This is a genomic window from Bacteroidales bacterium, from assembly GCA_012517825.1.
GTDB lineage: Bacteria > Bacteroidota > Bacteroidia > Bacteroidales > JAAYUG01 > JAAYUG01.
In genome coordinates this window covers 13,934-29,598 of record JAAYUG010000102.1, presented here as the reverse complement: position 1 = coordinate 29,598, position 15,665 = coordinate 13,934, and the positions used below count along the sequence as shown (strand labels likewise).

At 50.0% G+C, this 15,665-nt stretch carries 13 protein-coding genes; 10 read left to right on the top strand and 3 right to left on the bottom strand.

The window, feature by feature from the left end; translation table 11 throughout:
• Positions 1–214 (top strand): DUF4294 domain-containing protein (locus GX419_06865; protein NLI24406.1); only part of this gene is annotated, 214 nt, incomplete at its 5' end.
• Positions 215–229: 15 nt separating this feature from the next.
• Here the strand turns inward: GX419_06865 and elbB are convergent.
• Entirely contained in the window at positions 230–892 is a 663-nt protein-coding gene (gene elbB / locus GX419_06860; GenBank protein NLI24405.1) for an isoprenoid biosynthesis glyoxalase ElbB, read from the bottom strand.
• A 59-nt stretch (positions 893–951) separates the two neighbouring features.
• On the opposite strand from elbB, the gene thpR reads away from it, so the two are divergent.
• Positions 952–1,515, top strand: a complete 564-nt coding sequence (gene thpR / locus GX419_06855; protein NLI24404.1) for an RNA 2',3'-cyclic phosphodiesterase — start codon at positions 952–954, stop codon at positions 1,513–1,515.
• A 64-nt stretch (positions 1,516–1,579) separates the two neighbouring features.
• On the opposite strand, the gene GX419_06850 is transcribed toward thpR, so the two are convergent.
• Positions 1,580–2,995 (bottom strand): sugar transferase, encoded by a 1,416-nt coding sequence (locus tag GX419_06850; GenBank protein ID NLI24403.1) that lies wholly within the window; start codon positions 2,993–2,995, stop codon positions 1,580–1,582.
• A 955-nt stretch (positions 2,996–3,950) separates the two neighbouring features.
• Complete coding sequence (locus tag GX419_06845) at positions 3,951–4,883, bottom strand: Gfo/Idh/MocA family oxidoreductase (GenBank protein NLI24402.1); 933 nt, start codon at positions 4,881–4,883, stop codon at positions 3,951–3,953.
• A 159-nt stretch (positions 4,884–5,042) separates the two neighbouring features.
• On the opposite strand from GX419_06845, the gene GX419_06840 reads away from it, so the two are divergent.
• The 8 genes from GX419_06840 (at position 5,043) to GX419_06805 (ending at position 15,653) form a co-directional block, all read left to right on the top strand.
• Entirely contained in the window at positions 5,043–5,687 is a 645-nt protein-coding gene (locus GX419_06840) for a protein-L-isoaspartate(D-aspartate) O-methyltransferase (GenBank protein ID NLI24401.1), read from the top strand.
• Positions 5,688–5,746: 59 nt separating this feature from the next.
• Entirely contained in the window at positions 5,747–6,379 is a 633-nt protein-coding gene (locus tag GX419_06835) for an MBL fold metallo-hydrolase (GenBank protein ID NLI24400.1), read from the top strand.
• A 164-nt stretch (positions 6,380–6,543) separates the two neighbouring features.
• Complete coding sequence (gcvP, locus tag GX419_06830; protein NLI24399.1) at positions 6,544–9,420, top strand: aminomethyl-transferring glycine dehydrogenase; 2,877 nt, start codon at positions 6,544–6,546, stop codon at positions 9,418–9,420.
• Positions 9,421–9,547: 127 nt separating this feature from the next.
• Positions 9,548–11,053 carry a hypothetical protein gene (locus GX419_06825; protein NLI24398.1) on the top strand — a complete coding sequence of 502 codons (1,506 nt, stop codon included), beginning with the start codon at positions 9,548–9,550 and terminating at the stop codon, positions 11,051–11,053.
• Positions 11,054–11,311: 258 nt separating this feature from the next.
• On the top strand, positions 11,312–13,576 hold the full coding sequence (locus GX419_06820) for a bifunctional (p)ppGpp synthetase/guanosine-3',5'-bis(diphosphate) 3'-pyrophosphohydrolase (GenBank protein ID NLI24397.1): 2,265 nt from the start codon (positions 11,312–11,314) through the stop codon (positions 13,574–13,576).
• A gap of 59 nt (positions 13,577–13,635) precedes the next feature.
• Complete coding sequence (locus GX419_06815) at positions 13,636–14,103, top strand: transcriptional repressor (GenBank protein NLI24396.1); 468 nt, start codon at positions 13,636–13,638, stop codon at positions 14,101–14,103.
• On the top strand, positions 14,104–14,883 hold the full coding sequence (locus GX419_06810) for a class I SAM-dependent methyltransferase (GenBank protein ID NLI24395.1): 780 nt from the start codon (positions 14,104–14,106) through the stop codon (positions 14,881–14,883).
• Positions 14,868–15,653 (top strand): glycosyltransferase, encoded by a 786-nt coding sequence (locus GX419_06805; GenBank protein ID NLI24394.1) that lies wholly within the window; start codon positions 14,868–14,870, stop codon positions 15,651–15,653. The genes GX419_06810 and GX419_06805 overlap by 16 nt, the downstream gene beginning before the upstream one ends.
• Positions 15,654–15,665: the final 12 nt, after the last annotated feature.

Genomic DNA, 15,665 nt, shown 5'->3' with positions numbered 1-15,665 from the left:
CACCCAGGGGAAACTGCTCATCAAACTGATTGACAGGGAAACGGGAAAAACATCCTATACGCTGGTTAAGGAGCTGAGGGGTTCATTCCAGGCGGCATTCTGGCAGACAGTAGCCGTTATCTTCGGAAGCAGTCTTAAAGTTAAATACGACCCCCAGGGCAAGGATGCCGAAATTGAAAAAATCGTTCGCAAAATTGAACTGGGCTACCTCTGAAGCCTCACAGTTTTTTTATTTTCCGATCAGTTCCATCATGGCCTGAACAGTTCGTTCCGCTCCTTCGGCAATCTGGACAATGGTGGAATCGAGCATGTAGCAGGGAGAGGTAACAATTTTGTTGGTGCGGTCAATAGTAACCTCCCCGTGGCCTGTTACCTTATGGTTTGCTCCCAGCTTGTGAAGCAGGCTGACGGTGTCGCTGTCGTTCCCTATGGTTACCTCAATATTTCCCAGCACTTTGGCAAGCAAAACGGGGGCAATGCACAGGGCGCCGATGGGTTTCCCGGCGCGGTGCATCTCGCGGATGGCGCGTTCCGCATCCGGCTGGACTTTGGCATCGGGCCCTTCAACGGCAAAGGGAAACAGGTTTTTGGCCACACCGAATCCCCCGGGAAATATCAGGGCATCAAAACTGCCGGCATTGAATCTGCTCAGGGGGGTTATCTTTCCCCTCGCAATGCGGGCCGCTTCGGAAAGAACATTCCTCTTTTCTGTTGTCGGCCTGCCGGTAAGATGATCCACTACATGGTACTGTGCCACGTCAGGAGCAAAAATTTCGTAGGTTCCTCCGTTCTTTGCAATGGCATACAGAGTGAGGGTTGCCTCATGAATTTCGGACCCGTCGAATACTCCGCATCCTGAAAGCACAACGGCAAATCGGGGTGAAGGTTTCATATGGTATCGGATGTTATGGTCAGGTAAAATTACCTAATTTTGAAAAAATACTTGGGTATATGCGAACCTTTATTGCCCTGCCCGTGGAAGTTGCCGGTTCCCGGCTTGAAGAGGCCGCCATGATCTGCCGCCGACGGCTTTCGACGGAAAAAATTGCCTGGGTGGATTTGGCCAATGTGCATATCACCCTTTTCTTCCTCGGCGAAACAGACCCTGCCATAACAGAAGGGCTGAGCCGCGGACTCGAAACCATTGCTTCAGGCCAGCCTCCCTTTTCTCTTCAGGTGAAAGGCCTCGGGTATTTTGGCTCCCGTTCTTCGCCCAGGGTTCTCTGGGCAGGAATTTCAGAAAGCAAACCGGCACTTCTTCTTCAGAAAGAAGTGGAAGTGCTGGTAACAAAGTATGGCTTTGCACCCGAGGATAGGGACTTTCATCCGCACATAACCCTTGCCCGGCTCAAGTATCTGCGTCAGCCCGAAAAACTGCATGAGGTAGTAAGGGAATTTAGCGATGCGTTTTTTCAGGAAATGCCGGTTGATCATATGGTATGGATGGAGAGTGTGCTGACCCCTGCCGGTGCCGTATACAGGCCCCTGCGAAAATTTCCCTTGCAGGGAAAATAAAATTCAGCCGGGCTCATACTCTTTTCAATCGCCTGGGGGTGGGCATGAAAGGGAGGAAGCTGGTTCAGATGCCCTTTTGCCTGATAATGGTACCGATGGTGTAAAGGAGAATTTTGATGTCGAGAGCGAGCGACATATTTTCGATATAGAGAAGATCATACTGGAGCCGGCGGATCATTTGATCCACATTTTCGGCATAGCCGAACTTTACCTGTCCCAGGGACGTGATGCCCGGTTTTACACGGTGCAGATGAACATAATAGGGTGCCCGTTGAACGATCTGGTCAATGTAATATTGCCGTTCGGGCCGGGGGCCGACGAGCGACATTTCTCCGCGCAATACGTTGATGAAATTGGGAATTTCGTCCAGACGGGTACGGCGCAGAAAGCGGCCTATGGGGGTAATTCTCGGATCGTTGCGGCTGGATAGTTCCGGTCCGTTCTTTTCGGCATCCGGTACCATGGTGCGGAACTTGATGATTTTGAAAGGCTTTCCGTGTCTTCCGATGCGCTCGTGCGAGTAAAATACCGGGCCGGGTGAGGTAATTTTAATCAGGATAGCAATCAAAAGGCACAGAGGGCTGAGAACGACCAGCACAAGCAGGGATATGACGATGTCCATTAGTTCCTTGATGTTCATCTGCCAGGTAGGCATGGGAGAGTGGGTAATTTCCAGGAGGGGCATATCGTACAGGGTGGTAAACCGCACTTTTCCGGAAAGAAGGTCGGTAAGGGACGGGATGGCGCGTATCCTCACATCGGTAAGGTGAAGGTGGTTCAGGATCCGGTTGATTTTTTCCTGTTCCGAAGGATCAATGGCGATGATGACCTCTTCAATCTTATGTTGCCGGATGATGGGAAGGATGTCATCAAAATGCCCAAGGTGGGGAAGGTATTTTTCGAGCGAAATACCGTTTTTTCCGTTGACCGTTACATAACCGGCAAAGCGGTTGCCGGTAGCAGAGCCCTGAGCTGTCATGCTGAAAAAAAGTTCCTCGGCCGGCAGGTTGGCTCCGATAATGAGGGTGCTGAAGGAAAGCTTCCCCTGTGTAATGAGCTTCCTGGTCCGTGAAGTGATGGTAACCCTTGCCAGGTAGGTGGGTACAAAGTGAACGACAAGGAATGCAAGGTACGACTGGTAATAGTTGGTATAGTCATGAACCGTATCGTCGAGGATGATCGCAAAGAATACGATGGTTACACCAACCAGTGTGCTGAGGAGGGTTTGCCCCAGTTCCTGAAGGCGCGATTTGCGGAATACATCCCTGTAATAATCGGAAAGATAATAGACCAGAAGCCAGAAAAAAGGAAGGATGATCAGGCCGCGGACAAAATTGCTGTCAAATTCAACGGGAATCTGGTAGCCGAATTTTTGCGGTTCAATATACAGTTTTCTGAAAATGAAGAAAAGCGTATAGCTTAGCTCAGCGGTCAGTATATCAGATACAATGTAACGTACAAGCTGATGGCTTCGTTTCATAAAATCATAAGGCTGGTTAAGGTTGGCTTTTAAATAAACGGCAGAAAACAAAAATTCGTATGCAAAGGGAGAAATAATTATTCCTCTGGTAAAATCAAACAGGATTCCAGTTCCCCGTCATTGATTTTAAGGACAATGGATACGTATTCCAGGGTTCCAGGGTTTCAGAGTTTCAGGGTTCCAGAGTTCCAAAGTTCCAGGGTTTCAGAGTTTCAGGGTTCCAGAGTTCCAAAGTTCCAGGGTTTCAGAGTTACAAGGATTTCCGATTTCCCATTTCCGATTAAGGAATTTCCGATTTCCCATTTCCTATTTCCAATTAACGTGTTATGGTTTTCATAGCGTGATCAAGGACAGGAAATTGGAAATTGGAAATTGGAAATTTTCAGAGATTTCCGATTATCTACTAATTGGGTTCCAAAGTTCCAGTGTTCCAGTGTTCCAGCGTTCCAATGTTCCAGCGTTCCAGCGTTTCGGGTGTTTAAGGTCAATTTGATTTGTGAGTTGTGAATTGTGATTTCTGATTTGAGATTTTATTTGTTTTCGTTCAGGATCAAAAAAATCAGAAATCAGAAATCAGAAATCTCGAATCACAAATCTTTTGTTCATCTTTTGCTGTTTTTGAATTGGGCATTGTGCCAAGTGTTTCGAGGCTTGTTATTTGTGATTTGTGAGTTGTGATTTTTGATTTTTGATTTTCTAGTTTCGAGTAAACAATTGGGTAGAACGTTAAGCGGAGAATAAACTGATGAGCGCCATTTCTTTACGCTTTACGCTCTGCGCTTTACGCTCAGTTTCAGGTTCCAGGGTTCCAGGGTTCCAGAGTTCCAGGGTTCCAGGGTTCCAGAGTTTCAGAGTTCCAGTGTTGGAAAGGGTGTAATGTTAATCGGGTTATCTTGCTCTCCCTGACAATAACAACATATCGAACGGCGAATAGCGGACGACCCGCCGCGCAAACTCAGCTCACCTGCTGATAAATCATCGACAATATTTGTCGGGCAAGAACCGCCGACGGGTAAATCTCTTCCAGAAGCGTCAGCTCACCATGCGGATGATTGGCCATCAGATGGTACAATGTTTCAGAAACCGGTTCTGCAGTTGTTTCAAGCGAAGGGATGGTGTAACGGGAACTGCTCCTGTACGGAAGAAATCCTGCCAGATTGTTCAGGAAATCAATCTTCAGGGCGCCTTCCGGCGAAAACACCTGAACAGTATCGGTTTCTTTGGCAAGCAGGCGGTTAAAAACCACATGACCTACAGTGCCGTTGTCGAAATGAACGGTCGCATCCACGGCACCAACCGAACCATCGCCCATGGATACTGCCTTGGCAAACATTTTTTTAACGTGAGAGGGATTGAGCAGTGCCAGAAGATCAACACTCTGGAAAAGAACGTTGTATAGCGGAACCTCGCAGGAAGGCGAATCCTGAACCGAAACCTGCATTTCGATCAGCTGGGGCTGGCGAATATATTTTTTTGCATTCTGAAAAACTTTTCTCTGTCGTTTCAGATGCCTTACCCCAACCCGTACCCCGGCTTCACGCGCAAGCTTAAGAAGAGCGCGTATGTCTTCCGGATTCCAGTCAATGGTTCCGTCCAGAAAAACATACCTGAAATTCCGCACGGCAAACAACGCCAGCTGAAGGGCTGATGCATTGCAACAGGTTATGTCAATCAGATCAGACTGTTCAACCAGCCGGGCTTCGTCAGCAAAAAACGGCAGGTCGTAGTCACCCGCCAGAGCCGCTGCATTTTCTTCCGGAATTCCTGAAATCCCCGTGATGGTAAACCGGGAATCGCTGAGCAACTGCTCAATGTGCTTCCTGGTTGCTGCCGAAGCACCGTAAATACCTGCCCTGATCATGTGTATGCGAATCGACATCCCAAACATATCAAACGAATTTGTTGGTTTTACGGGCGATTTTATCAACTTATCAACAGGCTGGCAGAAATTATTAAGAAATATTCAATGCTGATGGCTCATACATGCCATTGTTGATTCTGTTTCGGTGAGCAATCCAAAAAATGTTGCAAATTTGAAGACATGGAAATTCGGGATGACTTCAGGCATAAAGGCCTGCGCAACAAGCTGGTGCAGCATTTACGAGGAAAGGGAATTACGGATGAGGCGGTACTGAAAGCTATCGGTACTGTTCCCCGGCATCTTTTCATGGAAAGCAGTTTCATCAGGTTTTCATATGCCGACAAGGCATTTCCCATAGGTGCCGGCCAGACAATCTCCCAGCCCTATACGGTTGCTTTTCAGACCCAGCTTCTGGAGGTAGAACGCTTTCAGAAAGTGCTTGAAGTAGGCACAGGGTCAGGGTACCAGACCGCCGTGCTTCTGGAACTGGGTGCCATCGTGTACACCATTGAGCGCCAGAGGGAACTGTTTCTGAAAACCCAGTCTTTTCTGCCTCTGCTTGGTTACAAGGCCTACTTCTTTTTTGGCGACGGCTACGAAGGATTGCCGGCTTATGCCCCTTTTGACCGGATTCTGGTAACGGCTGCTGCCGATAAAATACCGCAGAACCTGGTTCTCCAGCTTAAACCGGGCGGTCGCATGGTGGTCCCTGTGGGAAACGACAAACTCCAGACCATGACACTGATAGAAAAATTTACGGATGAAGATATCCGGATTACCGAACACGGAACCTTTTCGTTTGTTCCTATGTTGCCCGGTAGGGTAAGCTGACCAGCCGGGAAGGCGACAGAAACACCATAAATATAATTGCGTTGGCAGAATGTAAATCTATGAAAATCAAATCTTTCGTTTTCAATTCTTTCCAGGAAAACACCTTTGTAGTACATGATGCTTCAGGAGAAGCATTCATTATTGATCCCGGATGCAGTACACCGGATGAACAAAAAAAGCTCAGGGAGTATGTGGTCGACAACCATCTGCATCCTTTGGCAGTTGTTCTTACCCATGGCCATATTGACCATATTCTTGGTGTGCCTTTCTGTGTAAACGAATGGCATGTGCCGGTATGGATACATCCGGCAGATGGTTTCCTCTACCGGCAGGCTGTTGCCTATGCACAGATTTTTGGGCTCACAATCAGTTCCATGCCTGATCCAGAAAGGATGCTGGATGAAGGAGAGGTGCTGAGGTGCGGGGAGGAGTGCCTCGAGGTACTTCATGTGCCCGGTCATTCGCCCGGGGGAATTGCTTTGTACAGCCGGGCCGGACAGGTTCTTTTCCCGGGGGATATTCTTTTCAGCGGCAGTATCGGACGAAGCGACCTTCCGGGAGGCGACCATCAGCTTCTGGTGGATGGAATCCGACGGAAATTGCTTGTTTTGCCGGAGAGTACAGTAGTGTGGCCCGGTCATGGGCCTTCTACTACTATAGGAGAAGAAAAAGCCGGGAATCCCTATTTGTAAATAATTATATATCAGCTGTCTGGCGCTGTTCATCAACCGGCTGATATATAGGATTTCTGCAGGGGTAAACGGCGCTTCCGTTCGACTGGTTATGAAACATATCCTTCAACAGCAATTAAACGAAAGGAAAGTTCTACTTTTGCGGCACACAAAAAATAACCCTTATGTCATCATATTCTTTTAGCGAACGTCATATTGGCCCGGGAAAGGAAGACCTTCCGCGCATGCTCGAAAAAATCGGTGTGTCTTCCCTTGATGAATTAATCGACAAAACTATTCCCCCCTCGATACGGTTGTCGAAAAAACCTGATACCGGTAAAGGAATGAGCGAAGCTGAATACCTCGAACGGCTTCGCGAAATTGCATCGAAGAACCAGATTTTCAGAAGCTATATCGGACAGGGCTATTATGATACCTTCATGCCGGCTGTTATTCAGCGGAATATGCTGGAAAATCCTGCCTGGTACACTTCCTATACTCCTTATCAGGCCGAAATTTCGCAGGGCCGTCTTGAAGCCTTGCTGAACTTTCAGACGGTAGTGAGCGAGCTGACCGGTCTGGAGATCGCCAATGCCTCCCTTCTGGATGAAGGAACAGCGGCCGCTGAGGCCATGATCATGATGTACAACCTGCGTTCTCGGGAAGCGGTGAAAAGAGGAGCCAATGTTTTTCTGGCCGACGAAAACATGTTCCGGCAAACCCTGGATGTAATGCATACCAGAGCCGTACCTCTGGGCATTGACCTGCGCATTATGCCGGCCGCTGAATTCGAGTTTTCCGATAAGGTGTTTGGCGTGATGGTACAGTATCCTTCAGCCAATGGCGAGATCAGGGATTACAAGCCCCTGGTTGAAAAAGCTCATCAGGCTGAAGTATTTGTGGGTGTGGCGTCCGATATTCTCTCCCTGGCCATTCTGGTTCCTCCGGGAGAGTGGGGAGCCGATGTGGCCGTGGGTTCCACACAACGTTTTGGTATCCCTATGGGATACGGAGGTCCGCATGCCGCCTATTTTGCCACACGCGAAAAATTCAAACGCAACATCCCGGGTCGCATCATCGGCGTTTCAGTTGACCGTTTGGGGAACAGAGCCCTGCGCATGGCACTGCAAACGCGTGAACAACATATAAAAAGGGAACGGGCTACGTCCAATATATGCACAGCCCAGGCTCTTCTGGCCAGCATGGCCGGCATGTATGCCGTTTACCACGGACAGAAAGGGCTCAGGAAAATCGCCCTGCGCATACACAGCCTCGCCACAGCTTTAAAAAAAGAGCTTGTTCATACCGGCTTTACTGTGAAGCCCGACCATTTCTTTGATACCCTGCATATCGTTCTGCCTGATGAAACCTATACCGAAAAAATCCGGAATCTGGCCCTTGAACGGAAAATGAATTTCTTCTACCCCGCGGCAAAGGAAATTCTGCTGAGCCTTGATGAGACAACCACCGTAGAGGATGTGAATGAAATTCTCGAGATCTTTGGTACAGCTGCCGGCAAAAAAATCAACCGCATACGGGAACTCAGGGAGGAGGTTTCCTTTGACCCGCGTTTCCTGCGGACCACTCCCTTTATGGAGCATGAACTGTTTACCAAATACCGTTCTGAAACCTCCCTGATGCGGTATATCAAACATCTCGAGCGAAAAGACTTTTCACTGGCCGACGGAATGATACCGCTGGGTTCCTGTACCATGAAGCTCAATGCAGCTGTTGAAATGCTTCCGCTCAGCTGGCCGGAGCTGGGACGCATCCATCCCTTTGCGCCCCTGTCACAGACGGAGGGGTACCAGCAAATTTTCCACGAACTGGGCAAAGACCTGCTGGCAATTACCGGCTTCAGCGGCATCACGTTCCAGCCGAATTCGGGCGCAGCCGGAGAATATACCGGCCTGCTCATCATCCGCAAATATCACGAAACCAGAGGAGAAGGGCACAGAAAGGTGGTTCTGATTCCCTCTTCTGCCCATGGAACAAATCCCGCCAGTGCCGCCATGGCAGGAATGGAAGTGGTTGTGGTTCAGTGCGATGAACAGGGCAACGTGGATGTAAATGACCTGCGGAGCAAAGCAGAACAGCACCGTCAGAACCTCGCCGGCTTTATGATTACCTATCCCTCCACCCATGGTGTTTTCGAAAGCCGCATTAAGGAAATGAATGAGATTGTGCACCAGAACGGAGGGCTGGTTTATATGGACGGTGCCAATATGAATGCCCAGGTGGGCCTCACAAGTCCGGCCGCCATCGGTGCCGATCTGTGCCACCTGAACCTGCACAAAACCTTTGCCATCCCTCATGGAGGAGGTGGCCCGGGCGTTGGCCCTGTAGCTGTGGCCGACCACCTGGTTGAATTTCTGCCGGGGCATTCGATCGTTCCTGCCGGAGGGAAAAACGGCATCACTCCGGTATCGTCGGCACCTTACGGCAATGCCAATGTGGCGGTGATTTCCCATGCCTACTGCCGGATGATGGGAACCGACGGTCTGACCGACGCTACCCGGTATGCCATCCTCAACGCCAACTATCTGGCGGCCTGCCTGAATAAGTATTTCCCTGTGCTGTACAAGGGCGAACATGGCTTTGTGGGCCACGAAATGATCCTCGATCTGCGTCAGTTTAAGCATGAAACCGGAATAACCGAACTGGACATTGCCAAACGCCTTCTTGATTATGGTTTTCATTCTCCCACGGTTTCCTTCCCCGTGCATGGCACGCTGATGGTGGAGCCCACCGAAAGCGAACCCCTGGAGGAGCTGGACCGCTTGGTGGAAGCCATGGTGGCGGTATGGCACGAACTGGATGAAATCCGCAAGAATCCGGCTCTGCAAAACGACAATCTGCTCAAAAATGCTCCCCACACGGCTGAGGAATGCACTTCCGATACATGGAATCATCCATACAGCCGTGTCCAGGCTGCCTATCCTGTAGCATCGCTAAAAACCAACAAATTCTGGCCTTCTGTGGCACGGGTTGACGATGCCTATGGCGACCGCAACCTGGTATGCACCTGCCTGCCGGTTTCGGCTTATGAAGGAAAGGCTTAACGCATCATTCGCCTGGCGCGCAGCGCTAAACGAATGATACATAAAATCTTTGCAATGTTTAAACGGCTTTAGTGCACTTTAACAGGTATTTTGCCGTTATTGAAAGGGACGATTTTCTGCTTCGTTTATGCATTACAGGAAGAAATGGCTGAAAGGACTTGCAGGACTTGTCATTCTGCAGTTCCTGCTGTTATCTTCTCTGAAGGCACAGCCCGATACCATTAAACCCCTTTCTCCCCGTCTTTTGCTGGCAGATGTCATACCCGGCACCGACAGCGTTCAGCTTTGCTGGGAGAGAAGCCCTTCACAGGATGTCGAATTGTATGTGGTGTATTATGGTGCTTCTGTCGGTTGGCGCCCGGCCGATACTTCCTTCAGCGCCCTTGATTCTGCATACAGGGTAAAGCTGTCCGATGTCCGTTTCAGAGCCGTTTCGTTTCGTCTGGTTGCCGTGGATTCGTCGGGGAATAACAGTCCGCTGAGCAACATCCACACCACCTGCTATTTATCGGCAGAATTCGATTCCTGCACCGTAACCGCCGGACTTGTGTGGACCGGCTACCCGGCGTGGCCCGATGACAGCGTTCATTACACGGTAATGAAATCCTATGGCAGCAACCGGATTCCTTCTCCATCCCTGCAAGGCAATGCAGGAACCTGGTCTGACACCGTAAGCCGGAACAGGAGGGTTTGCTTTTATGTGGAAGCCCGGCATACCGGCGGCCTCACAGCCCGGAGCAACATGGCATGCCTGTATTCCCACGTTTTGCCCCAGCCATCCTGGATGAACGCCGATTATGCCTCGGTAACATCGGAAGGGAAGGTGCTGCTCAGCTTTCATATCAGTTCCGACGGAGACAGTGTCAACTATCTGTTGTACCGATCGCCGGCCGGAGGTGGAGCAGAAACGGAACTTCGCCAGTTTTCATGGCCTGCCGGAGGGCAACTTCAGGCAGAGGACACGCCTCCCGGCACAGATCGGCCCTGGAAATATGTGCTTGCTTCGGTAAATGCCTGCCGCTCGGTGCAGGTGTCTTCCAATCCCGCCACTACGGTGGCCTTGACAGTTTCAGGAAAGCAGGGAGGAGCCTTTCTTTCCTGGAATCCGCCTTACGGATACAGGGCAGGAACGGGAGAATATGCCATCTATCGTGTTTCCAGTGAAGGCAGTTATATCCGCGTAGGAACCGTCTATCCCCCCGATACAACCTATGTTGAAAGCCGCGATGTGCTTGCCGGTCAGGGAATAAAGGGAAACGTCTGTTATGTAATTCGGGCAGAGGAGGCTTCCGGAAATCCCTATGGTGTAAGGGGTGTATCCTGGTCCAATACGGCCTGTGCGGGCTTCTCGTCCGATTACCGCATGCCCAATGCATTCACACCCGACGGAGATGGCATAAACGATGAGTTCGGCCCCGTTTTCGACATTCTGCCCGGAAAATTCCATCTGATCATTTCTGATGCCGGCGGAAGAAAGGTGTTTGAAACCAGCGACCCTTCGGTGCGCTGGAACGGACGAGACCCCGGCGGCAGTATCCGGGCAGGAACTTATCTTTGGTACATGCGTTACACCGATGAAACCGGCAGGACAAAGGAAGAATACGGAAGCCTGGTGCTGATTCTGAAAAAATAACCTGACGGGCACCCAGACAAACCCCGGAGCATCTGAGCCGTGAAAATGATTTCCCTTCGTATCATCCTTACTTCTTTTGCATTATCCGAGATTAGTCAATAGAAACACAAAAAACATTTAAACAACTTGTTTCTATTGACTTATCGAGATAATCCCGACTTATAAAATCTGATTAGATTTTGTTAGTCGATTCGTCAATTGATTTTTCAATTGACGAATTTGGGATTATCTTTGTCTTTTTGCAGGAGAAAGTAACGTATGCTTGTACAGCAGATAAGCGGGTTGACGGACGAGGAAAAAAAACTCATCCAGCAGGAATTTGATGATCTGCTGAAAAAGTGTTTCCGGTGCGATACAGCTGAGGACCAGGAACTCATCCGGAAAGCATTCCGTATTGCTTACGAAGCCCATAAAAATATGCGCAGGAAGTCGGGGGAACCCTACATCCTGCACCCCATTGCCGTTGCCAAAATCTGTGCCTATGAAATTGGTCTGGGCACCAAATCGGTGGTGAGTGCTCTCCTGCACGATGTGGTGGAAGATACGGAAATTACCCTCGATGAAATCCGCTTCCAGTTCGGAGATAAAATAGCATCCATCGTTGACGGCCTTACCAAAATATCGGGGGTTTTCGACAAGAATTCAAGCCTGCAGGCCGAAAATTTCCGTAAAATGCTCCTCACCCTGAGCGACGACGTGCGGGTGATCCTTATCAAGCTGGCCGACCGCCTGCACAATATGCGCACCCTGAATGCCCTGCCGCCCAGCAAGCAGATCAAGATCGCGGGCGAAACCCTTTATCTCTTTGCCCCTCTGGCACACAGGCTGGGATTGTACGCCATCAAAACCGAACTGGAAGACCTCAGCCTTAAGTACAGTTATCCCAAGGTGTACGAGGAAATCGAACGTAAGCTCAGGGATGACGAAAAAAAGCGTCAGCATTTCATCAACATCTTTTCCCTGCCCATCATCGACCGTCTTACCCAGCAGGGAATCAGCTTCGACATTTCCGGAAGGCCCAAGTCGATCTATTCCATCTGGAACAAAATGCAGACCAAGGGGGTGCCTTTTGAAGAAATCTACGACCTTTTTGCCATCAGGCTTGTTTTTGACCCTGTGCCCGACATTCCTGAAAAAAACCAGTGCTGGAATATCTATTCCATCATCACCGACATTTATCCGCCAAAGCCCGACAGGATTAGGGACTGGGTAAGCACGCCCAAGGCCAACGGGTATGAGGCACTTCATGTTACGGTAATGGGCCCGGAGGGAAGATGGGTGGAAGTGCAGATCCGCAGCCGGAGGATGGATGAGATCGCCGAAAGGGGGTTTGCCGCGCACTGGAAATACAAGGGTATGAGTGCCCAGGAGAGCGAGCTGGATAAATGGATTAAGAAAATACGCGAAACCTTAGAAAATCCCCAGGGAGATGCACTGGAGTTTCTCGACGACTTCAAACTCAACCTGTTTGCATCGGAAATTCTTGTTTTTACACCCAAAGGCGAAATACGAAACCTGCCCAAGGATTCCACAGCCCTTGATTTTGCCTATGACATCCATAGCCATATTGGCAACAAGGCCATCGGTGCCAAGGTGAATTACCGCCTGGTGCCCCTGAACCATGTCCTCAAAAGCGGCGACCAGGTGGAAATTATTACCTCCGACAAGGCCAAACCCCAGCGCGAATGGCTCGATTTTGTGATTACCGCCAAGGCCAAGGCCAGCATCAAACAAGCCCTGAAAGCCGAAGCACGCAACCGGCTTGAAAAAGGAAAGGAAATGCTCGAAGAACGGTTAAAGGAAATGAACCTGCATCCCAGTTCCCGCATCTTCCGCAAATTGCTTCCGGCTTATGAGGTGAATTCAAAAGACGAACTGTACTCGAAAATCGGCCTCGGCATCATCAGCCTCGAAGACCTGCCAACCATCCTCAAAAAGAATACCCGCAACAAGTGGATCCGTTACTGGGAACTGCAGTTCGGCCTGCGTAAACCCGACAAGGATAAGGAAAGCAGTTCAGAAGAAGGAGACAAAAAACCGGGCAAGGACTCCCCCATCCTCCTTCGTGAAACCACCGACGATCAGGAACAGCCGTATGTCATTGCCCATTGCTGTAATCCGATCCCTGGCGACGATGTGGTCGGCTACCTCAGTCCAAGCCATACCCTCATTGTGCATAAGGCCAAATGCCCTGTGGCCATCAAACTGCTTTCCAGCCAGGCCAACAGGATTGTCCCTGCCAAATGGACCACCCACAAGATCCATTCCTTCCTCGTCCGCATCAGCCTGCAGGGCATTGACCGGTTTGGTGTGTACAATTCCATCACTACCGTCATCTCCAAGGAACTGAATGTCAACATCCGAACCATCAACCTTTCCAGCCACGACGGCATCTTTGAAGGAACCATCGACCTGTATGTACACAATACGGCCGACCTGAACAACCTCATCATGAACCTCATCAAAATCAAAGGTGTCGAAAAAGTGAGCCGTGTGGAAAATACCGAAACGGAAACAAAGTAACCTTCTCTTATTAAAAAAAGTTATATCTTAGCCTCATCTTATTCTTAATTAGTCTAATTATGATCCAGGACGACACCCGGGAAACCGTACGAAAAATCTTCACCGATTACCTCGAAAAGAAGGGACACCGCAAAACTCCGGAGCGCTTTGCCATCCTGGATGAAATTTATACCCGCGTCGGCCATTTTGACGTAGAGTCACTCTACATTTTTATGAAGAATAAAAATTACCGGGTCAGCAGAGCCACCATTTACAATACCATTGAACTTCTGCTCGACTGCGGTCTGGTGGTGAGGCATCAGTTCGGAAAGAATATTGCCCAGTTTGAAAAAGCTTATCAGTGCATTCAGCACGACCATCTGATTGATATCAAAACCGGCCAGGTGATTGAGTTCTGTGATCCCCGCATCCAGGAAATCATAAAGACTGCCTGCGAGATGAACAATTTCCGCCCGTCGCACCATTCCCTTTACATTTACGGCTATGCTGACGAGGGGGAAGGGAAAAAGAAGCTGAAGATCAAGTAAATGGATATTAAAGAGCATCGGGCAGGATCGGCCAGGGGGACAGCGGGTCGTCATCCATGGGAACTGGCACGGGTGAAAATTGTTGAGAAGTACCTGCTCCGGCATGTGCCTTCGCCCGTTTCAGTGGTGGATATCGGATGCGGAGATGCTTTTGTGATGGAACAGCTTGCCCGCGATTTTCCCGGCACCCAGTTTTACGGGGTAGATACTGCTTTTGACGATCAACTGCTTACCGAATATACCGAAAGAATAGGGAACTCTTCCGTCAGGCTGTACCGGTCTGCCGGCGAGCTTCCTCCTGAGCTGTCTGCTCCTTCTGCTGTTCTGCTGCTTGACGTCATTGAGCACATCAGTGATGATGCCGCTTTTCTCGGTCAGATAGCCAGCCTCCCGCAGATTGGCAACGATACGGTGTTTCTGATTACGGTACCGGCATATCCCGGGCTGTTTACCATTCATGATACCTGGCTGGGGCATTACAGGCGTTATACCCTGCGGTCGTTGCATGCCGCACTGAAGCAGGCCGGCCTGGAACCTGTTGATTCCGGGTATCTGTTCTTTTCCCTTTTTCTGGCCCGAGCGGTTCAGAAGGTTCTTCAGGCCTTCAGAAAACCTGACGAGTCGCAGATGACAGGAATCGGCGGATGGAAATCCCATCCCGTGGCAGACAGGCTGATCGTCTTTTTTCTGCTGGCCGATGTTGCCCTGGCCCGCTTTTTACGTATCTTTGGCATCAGGCTGCCAGGCCTGTCATGTATTGCCGTATGCCGCAGACAGTAATTGTTGTTCCATGTTATAACGAAGCCCGCCGGCTCCGGAAATATCAGTTTGAGGTTTTCCTGGCGCAGGAACAGGATACCCTGCTTCTGTTTGTCGACGACGGAAGCAGGGACGCCACGGCCACCCTGCTGAAAGAACTCACGGAACAATTCCCCGGAAAGGCGGAATTGCTCATTCTCGAAGAAAACAAAGGCAAGGCCGCGGCTGTGAGAGCCGGAATCCTTTACGCCGCCGAACATTTTCATCCCCCGCTGGTGGGATTTTTTGACGCCGACCTGTCCACACCCCTGCCAACCATCCATGAAATGACGGCCCTTTTTGAAAGCAGGCCCGGAACATCCATGGTTTTCGGAAGTCGCGTAAAACGGCTGGGATCGCATATTGAACGGAACTGGCTGAGGCACGTTTTCGGAAGAATTTTTGCCTCGCTGGTGTCGCACACCCTGCAGATTCCCGTTTATGACTCCCAGTGCGGGGCGAAAATCTTCAGAACAGAGGTCGCAGAGAAAATTTTCAGCGAACCTTTCCTCAGCCGCTGGATTTTCGACGTGGAAATTTTAGGGCGCTATATCCTCCTTTCAGGGTATCAGACAACCCTGAAAACGGTCTGCGAATTGCCCCTTTCCGTTTGGGTTGATGACGGAGATACACGGATCAGGCCGAAGGACCTGATGCGCATGCTGCCGGAATTGTTGACCCTGTGGAGAAAATACCACCGGCGAATTTCCGGCATCCGGAAAGCAGAACGGCAGGGTAATCCGGTTCCCTGAACATTTGTTGTG

Excerpts from the sequence above, each read along its gene's own strand:
- elbB (NLI24405.1), bottom strand. The coding sequence starts at position 892 with ATGAAACCTTCACCCCGATTTGCCGTTGTGCTTTCAGGATGCGGAGTA.
- thpR (NLI24404.1), top strand. The coding sequence starts at position 952 with ATGCGAACCTTTATTGCCCTGCCCGTGGAAGTTGCCGGTTCCCGGCTT.
- GX419_06850 (NLI24403.1), bottom strand. The coding sequence starts at position 2,995 with ATGAAACGAAGCCATCAGCTTGTACGTTACATTGTATCTGATATACTG.
- GX419_06845 (NLI24402.1), bottom strand. The coding sequence starts at position 4,883 with ATGTTTGGGATGTCGATTCGCATACACATGATCAGGGCAGGTATTTAC.
- GX419_06835 (NLI24400.1), top strand. The coding sequence starts at position 5,747 with ATGAAAATCAAATCTTTCGTTTTCAATTCTTTCCAGGAAAACACCTTT.
- gcvP (NLI24399.1), top strand. The coding sequence starts at position 6,544 with ATGTCATCATATTCTTTTAGCGAACGTCATATTGGCCCGGGAAAGGAA.
- GX419_06825 (NLI24398.1), top strand. The coding sequence starts at position 9,548 with ATGCATTACAGGAAGAAATGGCTGAAAGGACTTGCAGGACTTGTCATT.
- GX419_06820 (NLI24397.1), top strand. The coding sequence starts at position 11,312 with ATGCTTGTACAGCAGATAAGCGGGTTGACGGACGAGGAAAAAAAACTC.
- GX419_06815 (NLI24396.1), top strand. The coding sequence starts at position 13,636 with ATGATCCAGGACGACACCCGGGAAACCGTACGAAAAATCTTCACCGAT.
- GX419_06810 (NLI24395.1), top strand. The coding sequence starts at position 14,104 with ATGGATATTAAAGAGCATCGGGCAGGATCGGCCAGGGGGACAGCGGGT.
- GX419_06805 (NLI24394.1), top strand. The coding sequence starts at position 14,868 with ATGCCGCAGACAGTAATTGTTGTTCCATGTTATAACGAAGCCCGCCGG.